Consider the following 17,100-nt stretch of genomic DNA (forward strand, 5'->3'; position numbering starts at 1 on the left):
CCAGTTCATGTGTGCCGCGGCAAGGCCGGCCTCGATACGGCGAGGCGAGCCTCGCGGCCTGGTGTCTCAGCGCCTGCTCAGCGCCTCAGTGCGAGTGGCGCGGGTTGCCGCGCTCGGCGATGACTTTCAGATAAAGCGTGGCTGGCTCGAGGCATCCGCCTGTGGAAAGCTGCCCCACGGTCTTGCGGTACAGCTCCTGCCAGGGCGTTTGTGCGGGCGGAATCTCGAAGTGCGCGGTTTCGCGGCGCCGCTCGAGCTCCGCTTCGTCGACGAGCACATTGACGCTGCGCGCGTTCAGATCGACGCGAATGCGATCGCCCGTTTGCAGCAGCGCGAGTCCGCCGCCCACGGCGGCTTCGGGCGACATGTTCAGGATCGAGGGGCTCGCCGAGGTGCCGCTCTGGCGGCCGTCGCCCATCGTGGGCAGCGACGTGATGCCCTGGCGCACCAGCTCCGCCGGCGGCGCCATGTTCACGACTTCCGCACTGCCCGGATAGCCCACCGTGCCCGCGCCGCGAATCACGAGAATGCAATGCTGGTCGATTTCGAGCGACGGATCGTTGATGCGCGCGTGATAGTCCTCGGGACCGTCGAACACGATCGCTCTCGCTTCGAACGCGTTCTCCGCGCCGGGCTCGCTCAGGTACGTTTGACGGAAAGCGTCGCCGACCACCGACATCTTCATGATCGCGCTGTCGAAGAAGTTGCCCGACAGCACCATGAAGCCCGCGCCGTGCTTGAGCGGATCCTCCGTTGTCCTGATGACTTCGCGATCCGGCTCGGGTGTGCTGTCGGCGATGGCGCCGATGGTCCGGCCGGAAACGCTCAGGCATTCGCGGTGCACGAGGCCGGCGCGGTCGAGTTCGCGCAGCACGCCGGGCACGCCGCCCGCGCGGTGGAAGCTCTCGCCCAGATATTCGCCTGCCGGCATGCAGTTAACGATGAGCGGCACCTGTTCGCCCACACGCTGCCAGTCTTCGAGGCTCAGCTCGATGCCCATGTGCCGCGCAATCGCAATGAGGTGCGGCGGACAGTTCGTGGACGCGCCCAGCGCCGAGGCAACGACGATGGCATTTTCGAACGCTTCTTTCGTCATGATGCGCGAAGGCCGGATGTCGTAGCGCACGAGGTCCACGATGCGCTTGCCCGTTGCATACGCCATCTGGCCGCGTTCGCGCCAGGCCGCCGGAATGCTCGCGCAACCGGGCAGCGACATGCCGAGCGCTTCGGCGAGGCTGTTCATCGACAACGCCGTACCCATCGTGTTGCAGTGGCCGATTGAGGGCGACGAGGCCGTCGTGAGTTCCATGAAGCCCTCATAGTCGATCTCGCCGGCCGCCAGCAGGTTGCGCGCGTGCCAGATGACCGTGCCCGAACCCACGCGCTGGCCGTTGTGCCAGCCGTCGAGCATCGGGCCGCCCGAGAGCACGATGGCGGGCATGTCGACCGTCGCCGCGGCCATCAGGCACGCGGGCGTGGTCTTGTCGCAGCCCGTGGTCAGGACGACGCCGTCGAGCGGGAAGCCATGCAAAATCTCGACGAGGCCCAGGTAGGCGAGATTCCGGTCGAGCGCCGCGGTGGGCCGGCGGCTTTGCTCGGCGAGCGGATGGACGGGAAACTCCATGGGGATGCCGCCCGCGTCGCGAATGCCCGCCTTGGTGCGGGCGGCCAGTTCGATATGGTGGCGATTGCAGGGCGCGAGGTCGCTGCCCGTTTGCGCAATGCCGATGATGGGACGGCCAGACTGCAATTCTTCGCGGGTCAGACCATAGTTCATGAAGCGCTCGACATAAAGCGCGGTCATATCGGCATGGGCCGGATCGTCGAACCATTCCTGGCTGCGCAGGCGCCGTGCGTTTGGCAGGGTCATTTCACTCACTCCGTCACTCCTCGTCTCCCGACCGGCCACATCGATCTGTTACCGGTAACAATTCCGGAATATTAGCACTTTGCGGCGGCGCTGTGCACCAGGTGAGACTCGCGTTTTCGCGGGAAATCATCGGCGACGAAGCCTCCCCCCGCGCAATCGCCAACTTGCGGCCGCACCACCTGCCATGCTAATTTAGCACCCGCTGTGTTACCGATAACAAATCAGGACATTGTCCATCGACAGTGCCGGAATCCAATAACACGCCCACGAAGTACGTGGCCAGCCTCCCCGCAGCGGGGACAGTTCAAAGGCATATGTGAATGGAGACACAACCCATGCCAACCCTCACCCAGATCGCAGACTCCCCGGCTGCCGCCAGCGAAGCCGAAGATCTGCTGTACCGCAAGGTGCTCAAGCGCATTCTGCCGCTATTGCTCCTTTGCTACGTCGTCGCCTACCTCGACCGTGTGAACGTCGGCTTCGCGAAGCTGCAGATGCTGGACTCGCTCGGCCTGAGCGACCGCGTCTACGCCCTGGGCGCCAGCATTTTCTTCTGGGGATATTTTCTCTTCGAGATGCCGAGCAACCTGCTCCTTCACCGCTATGGCGCGCGCTTCTGGATCGCGCGCATCATGGTCACCTGGGGCATCGTTTCTTCGTCGCTCGCGTTCATCGCGCCGCTTGCGAGCTTTTTCCACGTTCAAACGTCCACGATGTTCTACGTCCTGCGGTTCCTGCTGGGCGTATGCGAAGCGGGCTTCTTTCCCGGCATCATCCTTTACCTGAACTACTGGTTTCCTGCGCGGCGCCAGAGCATCGCGATGTCTGGGTTTCTGATCGCCATTCCGGTGAGCCTCACGCTGGGTGGCGTGATCTCAGGGTGGCTGATGGAGAACACCCACGGCCTGCTCGGCCTGGGCGGCTGGCAGTGGATGCTGCTGCTCGAAGGCGTGCCGTCGATTCTCGTCGCCTTCGTCGTGCTGTCGTGCATGGGCGACGGCATCCAGACGGCGAAGTGGCTGACGGCTTCGGAAAAAGCCCTGTTGCAACGCAATCTCGAGCATGAGGGCGCCAAAAAAACACATAGCGCCGCGGCGGCGCTGAAGAGCCCGCGCGTCTGGCTGCTGACCTTCATCCTGCTGACCTTCAATACCGGCTTCTATGGCCTCGCGTTCTGGCTGCCTTCCATCATCAAGGCCTCCGGCGTGAACAGCACATTGAACATCGGCTTGCTGAGCGCCATTCCCTATCTCAGCGCGGTGGTCGCCATGATCTGGAACGCGTCGCACTCGCGCAAGACGGGCGAGCGCCGGCTCCATGCGGCCATTCCTGCGTGCATTGGCGGCATCGGCCTGATTCTCAGCGCATTCTTTGCGCATAACGTGCCGCTTTCCATCGTATTCCTGACGATCGCCACCTGCGCGATTCTCGGCCTGATGCCGATCTACTGGACGTTTCCCGGCCAGATTCTCTCGGGCACCGCTGCCGCGGCGGGCATTGCGCTCATCAACTCGGTCGGCAACCTGTCGGGCTTCACCGGCTCCATGATCACGAGCGTGGCGAAAGACCTGACTGGCGACATCAACAACGGCACCTACGCGCTGGGCGCATGCCTGCTCGTCAGTTGCGTCCTCATTCTCTCGATTCCGAAAAGCATGCTGAACAAGGACGCGAACGAAGACAACTGAAGCTTGCTAGCCAGATCAAACACGCGCTGAGGAAGTCCGGCTTCTTTCCGGAGCTTCCTTACAGCCTCCCTAAGCGGAAATTGCGTCGGCCTTGCGCCGGCGCTTTTTTTTGCCTTTTCACCCGCGATTCACGCGCCGCCCGTTCCCGCAGGCGACTGGGGCCTGCACAATAGGCAGACAAACGATATCGTTGCGCCCGCCTCAAGTATCGCAGCGCGCTGCCGATAAGACGTGCAGACTGTTTTCCGCCCGACAAATCGCCACCAGGCCCCGCTCACCCAACGGAGACACTGTGATTCGAAATTGCCTTGGAGCCCTGCTGCTCGCGCTCGGCTGTCTCGGCACCGCATTTGCCGCGGGCCCCGACTGCTCGCGCTCATTTACGCTCGCCTTACACGACCACGGCCTGCTCTACTCCGCCGAGACGGACACCGGCATCGACAAGGACTTCGCCGACGAACTGGCGCGGCGCAGCGGCTGCCAGATTCGCGTGAGCCTGATGTCGCGCGCGCGCATCTGGAAGCTGATCGAATCGGGCGCGCTCGACTTCAGCCTCTCCGGCATTGCCAACGACGAGCGCAATCAGTACGCGGATTTCGCCTGGTACTTCAGCAACAAGTACTATCTGCTGGTTCGCAAGGATTCGGGCATCCAGCAACTGGCCGATTTCGAGCACAACGACAAGTTTCAGCTTGGCGTGATCCGCAGCTTCCGCTATAGCGAATCGGCCAACCGGCTCGTCGATTCGCTGGCCGCCGAAAACCGCGTGAGCCAGGCCGGCGGTCTGGAGCCGCTGTACGACGCGCTGATTCTCGGGCGCATTCAGGGGATGATCATCGAGCCTTTCGATTATCCGGCCATCGACGAAGCGAAGATCCGGAGCGTGACCCATATCGTGGAGTTCGACGATCCGCCCATTCCGCATGGACTCATCATGTCGAAGAAGGCGCTCTCGCCCGAGGAACGCGACAAGTGGCGCGCGGTCGTCAATGAAATGATCGCGGACGGCACGGTGCGGCGCATTTTCCGCAAGTACTTCAGCCCCGACCTTTCCGATTCGATGGTCCCCTTCTGAACGCCGCCATGAACCGGATGCGCCTCGTTCTGCTCCCGCTGGTGATCCTGGCCACCGCGCTCGCCGTGACATGGGCGCTGTGGAGTCACGAGCGGCAAGCGGCCCGCCACGAGCTGCTCACGCAGTTCAACTTCTCGCTCGGCGACGCGGTGAGCCGCATCGAGCAGCGCATGGGCACGTACGAGCTGTTGCTGCGCGGCGTGCAGAGTCTTTTTGCCGCGAGCGGAGCAGTCGATCGCGAAGCGTTCCGCGATTACGTCGACACACTCAATCTCGACGCCAATTTTTCCGGCATCCAGGCGATCGGCATCGTCGCCTGGGTGCCGGCAACGCAAAAGGCCGCGCATGTCGCGTCCATGCAGCAGCGCGGCCTGCCGGGCTATGCGATCCAGCCCGAGGGCGCGCGCGAGAACTACGCGCCCATCATCCAGCGCGAGCCGTTCATCGGCGCCAATCGCGCGATGCCAGGCTTCGACTCCTGGGCCGATCCGGTGCGGCGGCGCGCCATGGAGCAGGCGCGCGATACGGGCATGGCGACCATTTCCGGAAAAGTGCGCCTCTCGGTGGACACCGACCCGAACGCCAACCCCGGCTTCATCATGTACATGCCGGTCTACGCGCGCGGGAAAGCACCGGAAAATGCCGACGAACGCCGCGCGCGGCTGGTGGGCTGGGTCTATGCGTCGTTTCGCATGCACGACGTCATCGCGAGCCTATACGGCGAGGACCCGCCCGGACTCGCGATCGCCCTTTACGACGGCGTGGAAACGTCGCCGGAAGCGCTGCTCTACAAAACATCGGGCGCGCCCGCGCAGCACGTGCCCACGGATCTCGCGGCAACCGAATACCTCGTCGTGTGCGGACACGACTGGATGCTGAAGCTGACGGCACGCGACGGCTTCAAGGCCCGCTTCGGCCGCGACGCGGCCACGCTCATTGCGATCATCGGCACGGGCCTGAGCATCCTGCTCGCCGTGCTCACGCGGCTCTTGATGACGGGCCGCAGCCGCGCAATGCGGCTCGCTTCGTCGATGACGCAAGAGCTGCGCGAAAACGAGGAGAAGTTCCGCGCCATTGCCGACTGCACCGTCAATTGGGAAATCTGGTGGTCGCCCGAAGGCAAGCCGCGCTGGATCAATTCGGCGGTCGAGCAGTACATCGGCTATACCGTCGACGAGTGCATGGCGATGAAGGACTTCGCCTGCACCGTGATTTACCCGGGCGACGTCGCGCATGTCGCGCCCGCTTTTCGCGGCGCCCAATATGGCTCGCGCGGCGACAACCTCGAATTTCGTTGCGTGCGCAAGGACGGCTCGCTGATGTGGCTCTCGGCTTCCTGGGTGCCGATTACCGACTCCAGGGGCGAATTCATCGGCTTTCGCACGAGCGGGCGCGACATCACCGAACGCAAGATCGCCGATGAACGCATCAAGGAGCTCGCCTTCTACGACGCGCTCACGGGACTGCCCAATCGCACGCTGCTGCTGGACAACCTGAAGGAAGCCATTGCCGGGAGCGCGAGACACGGCACCAGCGGCGCGCTGCTGTTCATCGATCTCGACCACTTCAAGACGCTCAACGACACGCTGGGCCACGACAAAGGCGACCTGCTGCTGCAGGAAGTGGCGAAACGCCTCGCGGCGAGCATCCCCGAAGGCGACACCGTGGCGCGGGTGGGCGGCGACGAGTTCGTCGTCGTGGTGGGGAACCTGCATCCGGACAACGCGGAAGCGGCGCGGCAAACCGAGCGCCTCGGCGAGAGGATACTCGAAGTCCTTGGCGATCCTTATCGTCTTGGCGATATCGACTACCGCAGCACGGCGAGCATCGGCGCGACCGTCTTCAAGGGACTTCAGGCGTCGACGGACGATCTCATGAAGCAGGCCGATCTCGCGATGTACAAGTCCAAGGAAAGAGGTCGCAACGCGGTGCGTCTCTTCGATCCCGAGATGCAGACTTTCGTGCTGGAGCGCGCGGCGCTCGAAGCGGCGCTGCGTGAAGCGATCGAAACTGGGCAACTGGTGCTGCACTACCAGATGCAGATCGACGGCGATCGCATCACCGGCGCCGAGGCGCTGGTGCGCTGGCGTCACCCCGAACGCGGGCTCGTCTACCCTGCCGATTTCATTCCCGTGGCCGAAGAAACGGGGCTCATCGCCGGGCTGGGCAACTGGGTCCTGCACGCGGCTTGCATGCAGCTGGCGCGATGGGCCGCGCGACCCGACACCGAGCACCTGACGATTGCTGTGAACGTCAGCGTGCAGCAGCTTCACAAGCCCGACTTCGTGGCGAACGTGCTGGCAACGCTCGAACAGACGGGCGCGCGGCCCGACCGGCTGAAGCTGGAACTGACCGAAAGCGTGCTGGTGGACAACGTGCAGGAGATCATCGAGAAGATGGAGGCGCTGAAGGCCAGGGGCATCGTCTTTGCGCTCGACGATTTCGGCATTGGCTATTCTTCGCTTTCGTATTTGAAGCGTCTGCCGCTGGACCAGCTGAAAATCGACCGCTCATTCGTGCGCGATGTTCTGGTCGATCCCAACGACGCCGTCATCGCCAGAACCATCGTCGCGCTCGCCCACAGCCTGGGCCTGGGCGTGATCGCCGAAGGTGTCGAAACCGAGGAGCAGCGCGCCTTCCTCGCCGCGGCAGGCTGTTACGCGTATCAAGGCTATCTCTTCTGCCGACCGGTTCCCGTCGAAACGTTCGAAGCGACATTGCGCGGACTCGAAGCGCCCGAGTGTCTCGCCGGGTAGGCGCGCTTCGCACTCCGCGCAGCGGGCGCTCTCAAGCGGCGAGCGCGGCATCGACCGCCGCCAGATAGCGCCGAAAGCCGGCATCCAGCAGCACGGTTCGCACGCGCTCGAGTTCGCGGCGCACGGCTTCATCGGCCGGCGCCTCCAGCGTGCGGGCCAGCGCGCGGCCGCGCGCGGCGAACAGCTCGGCCCAGGGCAGCGGTTCGCGTTGCGTGTACGCCTCCAGGGCGCTCGCGTAGCGCAACACGGCGGCCGGTTCGCGGGCCGCCAGCATCGCCTCGATGGCATCGCGGTAGAACCAGAGGTGGTTGTGGCCAACCGCGCCGAGGCGCAGGAGCTCCTCGCCTTCCGCGAGCAGCCGCGCACGCTCGTCGTTCGCTTCCACAGCACGCGCGAGGGCGCCCAAAGCTTTCGGCGCGCTAAACTGCGTGCCCACTTCGCGCGACATCGCGAGCGCCTCGCGAAGCGCTTTCACCGCCTCGCCGCGGCCTCCCTCGTCCAGCGCAACACGCCCCTGCATTTCCAGGTTCTGCACTTCGAAGCGACGCGCGCCCAGCTGCCGGATCACCCGCCTTTCCTGCTCCAGATGAACCCGCGCAGCCTCCATGTCGCCTAGCTCGTAGCAGACGAATACGCCGAGCGTCTCGCCCAGCAATTGCGCGCGCGGCTGCCCGATCAGCTCGGCGGCGCGCACGGCGGCTATGGCGTCCTCGCGCGCCTCGCGCGCGTCGTTCAGATAGATGCGGCTGAAGCCCCGCATCGAAAGATTGGCGACTTCGATGCGGCCGAAGCCGTGCTCCCGGCTCAACGCCACGCAATCGCTGAAATGGCGAAACGCGGTGCGCATGCGCCCCTGCGCATAAGCGGCGTCGGCAAGGCCGCCGAGCGCACGCGCCTGGGGTTCCGGCTGGCCGAGGCGCCGCGCATAGGCGAGCCCGTGTTCGTGCTCGGCGCTGCAGGCATCGATCTTTCCCAGCGGAAAGAGGATGTTGCCGCGCAGATAGTGAAGGCTCGCAAGCTCGGCCACCCGATCGTCGCGCTCCGCGATCCGCTGCGCGGCCTCGAGCAGCGCCAGCGCTTCGTCGAGGCCTTCGCTCACGCGCAGACCTTCCGCGAGCCCGAGCTGGCAGCGGCACAGACCCGCGTCGTCGGGGGCGGCCGCCAGCGCCGCGCGCCAGGTCGCGATCGATCCCGCGATGTCGCCGAGATCGCGCTGGAGTTCGCCCTTGCAACAGCTGAGGGCGTGACGGTCCGCGTCTGTCTGCGCGATCTCGAGGCCCCGCTGGGCGAGGCGCAGCGCGGCCTCGAGCAGATGGGCCGCGCTTTGCGCGAGCGCGGCGGCCAGATACGCCTGCGGCGCGCGTTCATCTTCCGCGCGGTCGAGATGCTGCGCGTGCAGCGTGGAGTCGCCGCGCGCGAACCAGTCGGCCGCACAGCGGTGCAACTCGCGCCGGCGCGCACGCAGCAGCGTCGAGTAGGCGCTCTCCTGGATCAGCGCGTGAGCGAACAGGAAGTCCTCGCCCTCAGGCAGCACGAGCGCATTGGCGAGCAGGCCGTCGCAGACGTAGCCGGGGTCGTCGATGAGCCGCCGCAGCAACGCGAGGTCGAAGCGCTGGCCGATCACCGAGGCCGCCTGGAAAGCGAGGCGGTCGCGCGGCGCGAGCCGGTCCATGCGCGCGAGCACGAGGCTGCGGATCGAGGCGGGCACGGCGCCGTTGCTGCCTTCCTCGGCGTTGCGCAGGAGTTGCTCGAGAAACAGCGGATTGCCGCCCGCGCGCTCGATGCAGGCGAGCGCGACACGCTGCGACGCGTCGATGAAGTTGCCCGCGAGGCTCAGGGCCTCGTCCTTGCGCAAGGGCCCGAGATCGATCGTCGCGAACGGGGTGTCGCGGCAGCGCGCGCGCCACGCGGCATCGATCGGATCGCCTTCCACGCGCGAGGTCGTGACGAGCAGGCCCGGGCCGTTCGCGATACCCGCGGCAAAGGCCGAGAGATAGGCGAGCACTTCGGGGTCGGCCCAATGCAGGTCTTCGACGACGATCAGCGTCGGCGTCTGCTCGCAGGCGCGCTCGGTCAGTCGCGCGACGAGCGCCTGCTTGCCGCGCTTGCGCGCGCCGTGGTCCATCGCGTCGTAGACGGTTCGCCATTCGTCCGCGAGCGGCAGGTCGAGGAGATCGTGGAGAAACGCGCCCTGTTCGGCTTTGACGACGCCTTCGGCGGCGAGGCGCGCGGCGGCGGCCTGCCGCGCGTCGATCGAGGCGCCGGCCGGCAGGCCGAGCAGGCTGCAGACGATCGCGTGCACGGGATCCTGCCCTTTGCCCACGCCGAAATCGAGCACGAGGCCCCGATGGATCGCGAAGCCCTGCGACTGCGCGTGGCGGCGCATTTCGTCGACGAGACGCGTCTTGCCGATGCCCGCTTCGCCGCGCACGTGGACGACGTGACCAGCCCGCCTCGCGACGCACGCGCGGACGACACCGTGGAACTGCTCGAGCTCCGCCTGGCGTCCGACGAACACGCTCTGGTTCGCCTTCGCCAGCTCGCTTGCCGAGTCGCTCGCAATCGCGCGCAGCCGCCAGACCCGCACCGGCGTGTCGATGCCCTTGAAGCCCTGCTCGCCGAGCGCCTCGCAAATAGCGGTGTCGCCGAGCGCGCGCGCCACGTCATCGGCAAGCCAGGTCTCGCCGGGTGCGGCGGCGGTCTGGAGCCGCGCCGCCAGATTCACCGGCGTGCCGGTCACGGTGTAGTCGCGCGCGTCGACGCAGCCGAGCGCGCCCGCCACCACCTCGCCGCTCGCAATGCCGATATGCGCCTGCAAGGTCCGCCCAGCCTGCGCGCTCAGCTGCGTCAGCGCCTCATGGATGTCGAGCGCCGCGCGGGCCGCGCGCAGCGTGTCCGTGTCGTGCGCGCGGGGCGCGCCGAACAGCGCCATCACCGCGTCGCCGATGTGCCGGTCCGTCGTGCCGCCATAGGCGAGCACGATGCCGTCGACGAGCGCCGTGTAGCGGCCGATCAGCGCGCGCAGTTCCTCCGGATCGAGCGTACGCGAGAGCGCCGTGAAGCCGCAGAGATCGGCGAAGAGGATCGTGACCTGCCTGCGCTCGTCCGCGGCGGACGCGAGGGCATGGGGCGCCGCCGGTGCCGCCGCCGGATCGCGCGCGGCGGCCGCGAGAATGCGCCTGCGATGGCCGAGCGACAGCACCCCGAGTTCTTTCAGGTCGGCATCGGTCAGTTGCGCGAGCAGCGACGGATCGATATCGTTCGCCGCGAACGCTTGTGCGTACTGCTCAAGCCCGAGGACGTTCAGCCATTGCCCGATTTCCATGTTCGCCGCCTGCGTCCAATGCCGGATGGCGCGCGCCGCCGTGCCGCGCTTTCGCTTCCGGTGCCTTCGCATTGGCTCCAATGAGCAGACGAAAAGCGTGCGCCGCTTGCCGGTGCGAACGGCGCCGGCGGTCCCGCGGATCGTGCCGATGCATACCCAGTGTAGGCGCCGGCACTGACCGCGTGTAGGCCGGGTTTGACGGCTTTCGGTCGAGGACGGATACTGGATCGCTCCCCATCGAGAGTGCGCATTCCACCGGGAATTCACGTGAAGCCGGGCAAGACCGTTTCCGTTGGCGATGTCCCGCCGCGCTCGCGCGTCGCGGGGCTGCCCGGCGATCTGGCGGCCGGGGCGGTATCGGCGCTCGTCATGCTGTGCTACGCGATGAGCCTCGGCACGATGATCTTCAGCGCCGATCTCGCCCGCTACGCGATGCTCGGCGTGCCTACCGCGCTCGTCAGCTGTGTCGTCACGGCGCTCGTGATTGCGTTGACGAGTTCGATGCGCCTGAACATCGGCGGCCCCGACAGCAATGCGGCGGCGTTTCTCGCGGGCGTGGCCGCAGGCGTCGCGAGCAGCGTGCGCGCCGACGGCGGCTCCCCGCAAACCCTGCTCCTCACCGTGCTGATCGCGATCGCGCTCTGTTCGATCGTGACCGGCATCGTCCTCTACGCGATCGGTTCGTCGAAGCGCAGCCGCTCGCTGCAGTTCCTGCCTTACCCGGTCCTCGGCGGATTCCTCGCCGGCACGGGCTATCTGCTGCTGGCCGGCGCGTTCCGCGTGATGACGGGCGAGTCGCTGCAATGGCGAACGCTCGCGCTGCTGACCCATCTGCACTGGCTCGCGTGGCTCCCCGCGCTCGTCACCGGCGTGCTGGCCACCATCCTGTTGCGCACCTGGAAACACGTCGCGGCGCTGCCGCTCACGCTGGCCTTCGGGATCGTGCTCTTCTACGTCCTCCTGGGCGCCGCGGGGCTGTCGATCGACGAGGCGCGCCGCATGGGGCTGCTTCTGCCGCGCGCCGCGTTTCGGCTCACGGGGCTTCCCGAGCTGCACCTCGGCGCGCAGCTCGCGCGCGGCGGCATCGACTGGCCGGCGATCTCCGCGCACCTGCCGGAGAGCCTCGTGGTCACGTCGGTCTCGGCCGTCACGATCCTGATGAATTCGACGGCGATCGGCGCGGCGACGGGCGAGGAGATCGATCTCAATCGCGAGATGCGAGCGGCGGGCCTCGCCAATCTCGCGAGCGGGCTGCTGGGCGGTATGGTCGGCTATCAGTCGTTCAATCGATCCATGCTCAACGCGCGCGTGGGCGCGACGAGCCGGATGGCGGGCGTGTTCGCATCGCTCGCATGCCTCTTCCTGCTTGCCGCATCGCCCGGTTTCGTCGCGCTCTTTCCCGTGCCGGTGCTCGTCGGCCTTCAGCTTTTCATGGGGCTGCGCCTGCTCGTGCAGTGGGTGGTCGGCGCCTGGGCGAAGCTCGCCTGGTACGAGTACCTGCTCGTGCCCGTCATTCTCGGCACGATCGCGGCGTGGGGCGTGGTCATCGGCGTGGTCGCAGGCATCGTCGCCGCGTGCGTGATGTTCACGCTGCTCTATGGCCGCGTGAGTTGCATACGCATGGAATTCGACCTTCGTACCCGGACGTCGAATGTGGAACGCAATATTGAGGAAACCGAAGCACTGCGCGGGCTCGGCGCACAGGTGTGCGGCATGTGCCTGCAAGGGTTTCTCTTTTTCGGCACGGCCAATTCGATCCTCCAGCGCATGCGCGAGCGGCTCGCCGCGCGTGCGCCCGCGCCGCTCCGCTTCGTCGTGCTCGACTTCGCGTCGACCCAGGGAATGGACGCTTCGGTATCGATCGGCTTCGTCAAGCTGCGGCAGCTCTGCGCGCAAACGGACGCCGACTTGATCTTGACCGCGCTGCCGCCGCACTCGCGCGATCTGCTGACCCGATCCGGCACGCTCAATCTGCGGATTCGCGAATTCGACACGCTCGATGCGGGCCTGGAATGGATCGAAGAGAAACTACTCGCATCCAGCGCGCTCGCGCAAAAGCGCGGCGACGACCTGAACGCGTTGCTCGCGCCGCATTTCACGGAACGTGCGCTCGCCACACTGTCGACCAGGCTCGAAGCGCATGAACTGCTGGCGGGTCAGCCACTGTTTCTTCGCGGCGAGCCGGGCGACTCGCTGTACATCATCGAACGCGGCCGGGTCACGGTTTCGCTGCCGCTCGGCAACGGGCGGTCGGTCAGGCTGCGCGCTTGCTGCCCCGGTACGGTCGTCGGAGAGATGGCCGTGTACACGCAGCAGCCGCGCAGCGCGGACGTGTACGCCGAAATGCCGACGCGCGTGTGCCGGTTGTCGCTGGCCGCGCTCGCTCTACTGGAGCAGGACGACCCCGCAGCCGCCCAGCAGTTTCATCGCTTTCTGGTGAAGGTCATCGCGTCGCGGCTCGCCCTCGCCACGGAGGCCTTGCGCGCGGTCTACTGAGCGGTGGACGAAGGATGCGGCTCGGGCTTCATGCCGCGCGCCGCAGCGGGATCGGCCTCGCCCTGGCGGTGGTGACCATCGAGCGAAATCCGCGACGTTTCCGGCAAGGACATGCCGCCAACCAGTGCCAGCAGCGAAACGGCGATCAGGTAGAACGCGGGAGAGAGGTTATTGCCGGTCGACTCGATCAGCCAGGTGGCAACCAGCGGTGCCGTGCCGCCAAAGATCGTATAGGCAAGGTTGTACGTGATCGCCGAAGCGGTGTAACGAGTCCGGGTCGGAAAGACTTCCGATAGCAATGCTGCCGTGACCACACCCGACAAGACCGCGCCGACCGCCAGCATGGCCGCGCCCAGGGTTGCGAAGCGAAAATCCCCGGACCCTCCGAGCACGAACGCAGGGTAGACAGCGGCGATCAGGATGGCGCATACGGTGAAAACGGTCTTTCGTCTTCCCACGGCATCGGAATAGAGGCCGGCAAGCGGGCAGATGGCCGCCGCGAATACCAGCGCGATCACCGTGATCGACAATGCGCTCGCCCGGCTCTGATGGCCCACGACCTGTAGATAGGTGGCAAAGTAAGTCGTAAACGTATAGAACGAGAGCGCGGTCACGGAAACGAAAGCGCCCAGGCGCACAATCGCGCTTGCCTGGGTCCTGAGCGTTTCGCGAAGCGGGGCGTGGGCAAGGTCGTGATCGTGTTCGACTGCGGCAAACGAAGGCGTCTCCCCAAGACGTGTGCGCAGATAGAGTCCGACGAGGCCGATGGGCGCCGCGGCGATGAACGGAATTCTCCAGCCCCAGTTGCTCATCGCCTCGGGCGAAAGCATGGCGTCGAGTCCCGATGCCACAAGGGCTGCGCTAGCGAACGACAGGAACGTGGAGACGGGAATAAAGCTCCCGTATCGCGCGCGCTGGTGCCGCGGCGCATGCTCCATCAGGTACGCGCAGGCGCCCGCGTACTCTCCGCCGGCGGAAAAGCCTTGCACGCACCGGACGATGGCGAGCAGCAGGGGCGCGAGCGTGCCGACTGCGGCGTAGGTCGGCAGCAAGCCGATCACCGTGGTTGCGCCCGCCATGATCAAGATGGTCAGCGCAAGCGTTTTCTTGCGCCCTACCCTGTCCCCCACCACGCCGAAGAAGACGCCGCCGAGCGGTCGGAACGCAAAAGCGACGGCGAAGACTGCGAAGGTCTTCATCAATGCGATCGCCGGGTCGCCATTCGGGAAGAACTGGTGAGTGAGCAACGTTGCCAGAAATCCGTACACGGCAAAGTCGAACCATTCGACGAAGTTACCCACCGCCGCGGCAATGATCACCTTGCGAAGCGTCTTTTGATCGACCTGGGGCTGATACGCTTTCATAATCGGGCCGTCCATTGTGAAGTGAATTAGGCGTGCCTGGCACCATGAATGGACCTGAATCGCGCCGCGTCTCGAGGCGGGCGGTTTGGCGCTGAAGTCGCACGGTGATTGCCTGTACAGTAAATGCGACCATAAATGCCGCTCCTAGAACAAAGACGACAGCGTGACGCTCCAGAAGCGACATCGTGCGCGAGTGGCACTGTCTGTTTGCCCACATAAGGGGCCTCCCGGCGCTTGACGCAGTGAGCGGCGGGAAGCTAACTGACGTTGATCGCTTTCGATGCGACCCTGAAACGAGGTGAAAAATGAATCGTTCCCGCATCCTGGCCGACACTCACCATGCCGCCTTGCTCGTGATCCTTCTGGTCCACACCGGAGCCCATGGCGGCAATCGCGCGGCGCCCCCCGCCTCACCGGGCTTCGAGCCGAGCGAGCTTTCGACGGACTGCATCGACCGGGAATATCGCGGGGAGAACCGCAAACTAGGACTCGACTACACCGACATGATCAACAACTGCGGCAAACCGGTCATCGTCACGTGGCAGTCGTTCGACAACGGTGCGCCGCAAGCGCCAGGCGGCGGGATGGGGCAATCGGCATGCATACCGCCAGGCGGCTCCTTCACCACCGCCTCGCACCGGAGAGTCGGCACGGACAGCGAGAACCTGCCGGTCAGCGTCGTGACCTGCGAGTGATGTCGGCGTCCCCGCGAGTCACAGGGGCGCGGGGTGGTCAGCGAACCTCGGCGGCCCACGCTCGTGCGTCGGCGCCGGCGGGGAGGCGCATCGGGGACGACGGGTCGGTTGCGGCGCGCCACACGGCTTCGGCGACGTCCTCGGCATGCGTGACAGGCGACGAGGTATCCGCAAAGCCCGCCAGGACCCTGCTCGCGAGATCGGCGTAGGCCTCATGGTCGAAGCCCAGCATATGCGCCCGCGCGTTGTCCGCGAAGCGGGTATCGGGCGCACGGCCCGGCAACACCAGGCGGGCGCGAACGCCGAACGGCTCGAGTTCCACCGCCATCGATTCCGTGAATGCATTCACTGCCGCCTTGCTCGCGCGGTATGCGGCGATCAGCGGGAGTGCCTTCAGCGTCACGCTCGATGTGACATTCACGACGACACCAGCCTTGCGCTGCCGAAACTGCGGCAACACCGCCTGCGTCATTGCGATCGTGCCGATGGTGTTGGTCTCGAAGAGCTCGCGCACGGTCGCGATCGGAACGAGTTCGGCCGGAGAAGCCGCGCCGAAGCCCGCGTTGTTGACGAGCACGTCGATGGGGCCCGCAGCCTCTACCGCTGCGCGAATGCTCTGCGCATTCGTGATGTCGAGCGCCAGCACGCGCAAGCGCTTCGACGACGGCAGCACATCGGTGCGCGGCGTGCGCATCGTGGCGATCACTCGCCAGTCGCGAGCCAGAAAGTAACGGGCGATCTCGAGGCCGAAACCGGAAGAGCAGCCGGTGATCAGTACGGTTTGCATGGGAACACTCCTGTGCGGTGGGTTGGATGTGCCATACGATAGATCGCCCATGCCGTACTTGCTACAATCAAACATCCGAATTTCATTCGCGAGAGTCCGGAAATGACCGACCCGTTGGCCGAAGTCGTGACGCTGCTGCAGCCGGGCGCCCGGTACTCCAAGCTCGTCCATGGGGCCAGCCCCTGGCGCATCAGCCGCGCGGATACTGGCCAGCCGTTCTATTGCGTGGTCCTGGAAGGCGGATGCCGCATCGCCATCGACGATCACGAACCCGTCGAACTGCTCTCGGGTGACTTCCTTCTGGTTCCGGCGGCCTACGGCGTCGCCAATTCGAGCCTCATGCCGCCACCGCCGGGCGTCGACATGCTGGCGCCCGTCGCGCTCGGCAACGGTGAATTCAGAATCGGTGCGCCGGATCGCCCGATCGACTCGCGCATGATGATCGGCCACTGCAGCTTCGGTTCGCCGGATGCGTCCCTGCTGGTCTCGTTGTTGCCCCAGATCGTGCACGTCCGCGGCGAGCGGCGGCTCGCCACGCTCGTGGAACTGGTGCGCGAGGAATCGCGCGAGCAGCGGCCCGCGCGCGAGGTGGTGCTCTCACGCCTGCTCGAAGTGCTGCTCATCGAGGCGCTGAGGTCCATGGCGGAAATGAACGCGTCGCCGGGGCTCGTGCGCGGACTCTCCGACTCCCGCCTGGCGGCTGCGATCCGCAGGATGCACGAACACCCGACGCGCGCATGGACGGTCGCCGATCTCGCGAAGGAAGCCGCGCTCTCGCGCTCGACCTTTTTCGAGCGCTTCAGCCGCGCGGTCGGCGTCGCGCCGATGGAATATCTGCTCACCTGGCGCATGGCGCTCGCGAAGGATCTCCTGCGACGCAACGCAGGCGGAGTCGGCGAGATTGCGCAGCGCGTCGGCTACAGCTCCGCCAGCACCTTCAGCGTCGCCTTCACGCGGCACGTCGGCCGGCCGCCCACGCAGTACGCGCGGGAGGCACAGCTGGCCGCGGGTCGCTAGGACCGCGGTGCCGCTGCCCCGATGCAA

At 66.1% G+C, this 17,100-nt stretch carries 10 protein-coding genes; 6 read left to right on the forward strand and 4 right to left on the reverse strand.

Features of this window, described 5'->3' with window-relative positions; translation table 11 throughout:
• Positions 1-85: 85 nt before the first annotated feature.
• Positions 86-1,870 (reverse strand): IlvD/Edd family dehydratase, encoded by a 1,785-nt coding sequence (locus tag BMI01S_RS16840; RefSeq protein WP_028230925.1) that lies wholly within the window; start codon positions 1,868-1,870, stop codon positions 86-88.
• Between the two features lie 335 nt (positions 1,871-2,205).
• On the opposite strand from BMI01S_RS16840, the gene BMI01S_RS16845 reads away from it, so the two are divergent.
• The 3 genes from BMI01S_RS16845 to BMI01S_RS16855 all read left to right on the forward strand — a co-directional run bounded on the left by BMI01S_RS16845 (position 2,206) and on the right by BMI01S_RS16855 (position 7,389).
• Positions 2,206-3,558, forward strand: a complete 1,353-nt coding sequence (locus BMI01S_RS16845; RefSeq protein WP_028212462.1) for an MFS transporter — start codon at positions 2,206-2,208, stop codon at positions 3,556-3,558.
• 292 nt (positions 3,559-3,850) lie between these two features.
• Positions 3,851-4,633 (forward strand): substrate-binding periplasmic protein, encoded by a 783-nt coding sequence (locus BMI01S_RS16850; RefSeq protein ID WP_028212461.1) that lies wholly within the window; start codon positions 3,851-3,853, stop codon positions 4,631-4,633.
• A gap of 8 nt (positions 4,634-4,641) precedes the next feature.
• Entirely contained in the window at positions 4,642-7,389 is a 2,748-nt protein-coding gene (locus tag BMI01S_RS16855) for a bifunctional diguanylate cyclase/phosphodiesterase (protein ID WP_028212460.1), read from the forward strand.
• A gap of 31 nt (positions 7,390-7,420) precedes the next feature.
• Here BMI01S_RS16855 and BMI01S_RS16860 read toward each other — a convergent pair whose 3' ends face one another.
• Positions 7,421-10,714: an adenylate/guanylate cyclase domain-containing protein gene (locus BMI01S_RS16860; RefSeq protein ID WP_028230926.1), complete on the reverse strand. Its 3,294-nt coding sequence runs from the start codon at positions 10,712-10,714 to the stop codon at positions 7,421-7,423.
• 267 nt (positions 10,715-10,981) lie between these two features.
• Between BMI01S_RS16860 and BMI01S_RS16865 the strand changes: the two genes are divergently transcribed.
• A complete protein-coding gene (locus tag BMI01S_RS16865) occupies positions 10,982-13,210 on the forward strand; it encodes an SLC26A/SulP transporter family protein (RefSeq protein WP_028230927.1) in 2,229 nt (742 codons plus the stop codon).
• Here the strand turns inward: BMI01S_RS16865 and BMI01S_RS16870 are convergent.
• The gene (locus BMI01S_RS16870) at positions 13,204-14,574 is read right to left on the reverse strand and encodes an MFS transporter (protein WP_154671238.1); all 1,371 of its coding nucleotides are present in this window, start codon (positions 14,572-14,574) and stop codon (positions 13,204-13,206) included. The two genes, BMI01S_RS16865 and BMI01S_RS16870, sit on opposite strands and share 7 nt — an antisense overlap.
• 305 nt (positions 14,575-14,879) lie before the next feature.
• On the opposite strand from BMI01S_RS16870, the gene BMI01S_RS16875 reads away from it, so the two are divergent.
• Complete coding sequence (locus BMI01S_RS16875; RefSeq protein ID WP_028230929.1) at positions 14,880-15,269, forward strand: hypothetical protein; 390 nt, start codon at positions 14,880-14,882, stop codon at positions 15,267-15,269.
• Between the two features lie 37 nt (positions 15,270-15,306).
• Here the strand turns inward: BMI01S_RS16875 and BMI01S_RS16880 are convergent, their stop codons facing one another.
• On the reverse strand, positions 15,307-16,056 hold the full coding sequence (locus BMI01S_RS16880; RefSeq protein ID WP_028230930.1) for an SDR family oxidoreductase: 750 nt from the start codon (positions 16,054-16,056) through the stop codon (positions 15,307-15,309).
• A 102-nt stretch (positions 16,057-16,158) separates the two neighbouring features.
• Between BMI01S_RS16880 and BMI01S_RS16885 the strand changes: the two genes are divergently transcribed.
• The gene (locus BMI01S_RS16885; protein WP_028212455.1) at positions 16,159-17,073 is read left to right on the forward strand and encodes an AraC family transcriptional regulator; all 915 of its coding nucleotides are present in this window, start codon (positions 16,159-16,161) and stop codon (positions 17,071-17,073) included.
• Positions 17,074-17,100 lie beyond the last annotated feature (27 nt).

The organism is Paraburkholderia mimosarum LMG 23256 = NBRC 106338 (assembly GCF_000739815.1).
Lineage (GTDB): Bacteria > Pseudomonadota > Gammaproteobacteria > Burkholderiales > Burkholderiaceae > Paraburkholderia > Paraburkholderia mimosarum.

Bases quoted from the DNA above. Each gene is read 5' to 3' on its own strand.
- BMI01S_RS16845 (WP_028212462.1), top strand. From the start codon at position 2,206: ATGCCAACCCTCACCCAGATCGCAGACTCCCCGGCTGCCGCCAGCGAA.
- BMI01S_RS16860 (WP_028230926.1), bottom strand. From the start codon at position 10,714: ATGGAAATCGGGCAATGGCTGAACGTCCTCGGGCTTGAGCAGTACGCA.
- BMI01S_RS16855 (WP_028212460.1), top strand. From the start codon at position 4,642: ATGAACCGGATGCGCCTCGTTCTGCTCCCGCTGGTGATCCTGGCCACC.
- BMI01S_RS16870 (WP_154671238.1), bottom strand. From the start codon at position 14,574: ATGAAAGCGTATCAGCCCCAGGTCGATCAAAAGACGCTTCGCAAGGTG.
- BMI01S_RS16880 (WP_028230930.1), bottom strand. From the start codon at position 16,056: ATGCAAACCGTACTGATCACCGGCTGCTCTTCCGGTTTCGGCCTCGAG.
- BMI01S_RS16840 (WP_028230925.1), bottom strand. From the start codon at position 1,870: ATGACCCTGCCAAACGCACGGCGCCTGCGCAGCCAGGAATGGTTCGAC.
- BMI01S_RS16875 (WP_028230929.1), top strand. From the start codon at position 14,880: ATGAATCGTTCCCGCATCCTGGCCGACACTCACCATGCCGCCTTGCTC.
- BMI01S_RS16885 (WP_028212455.1), top strand. From the start codon at position 16,159: ATGACCGACCCGTTGGCCGAAGTCGTGACGCTGCTGCAGCCGGGCGCC.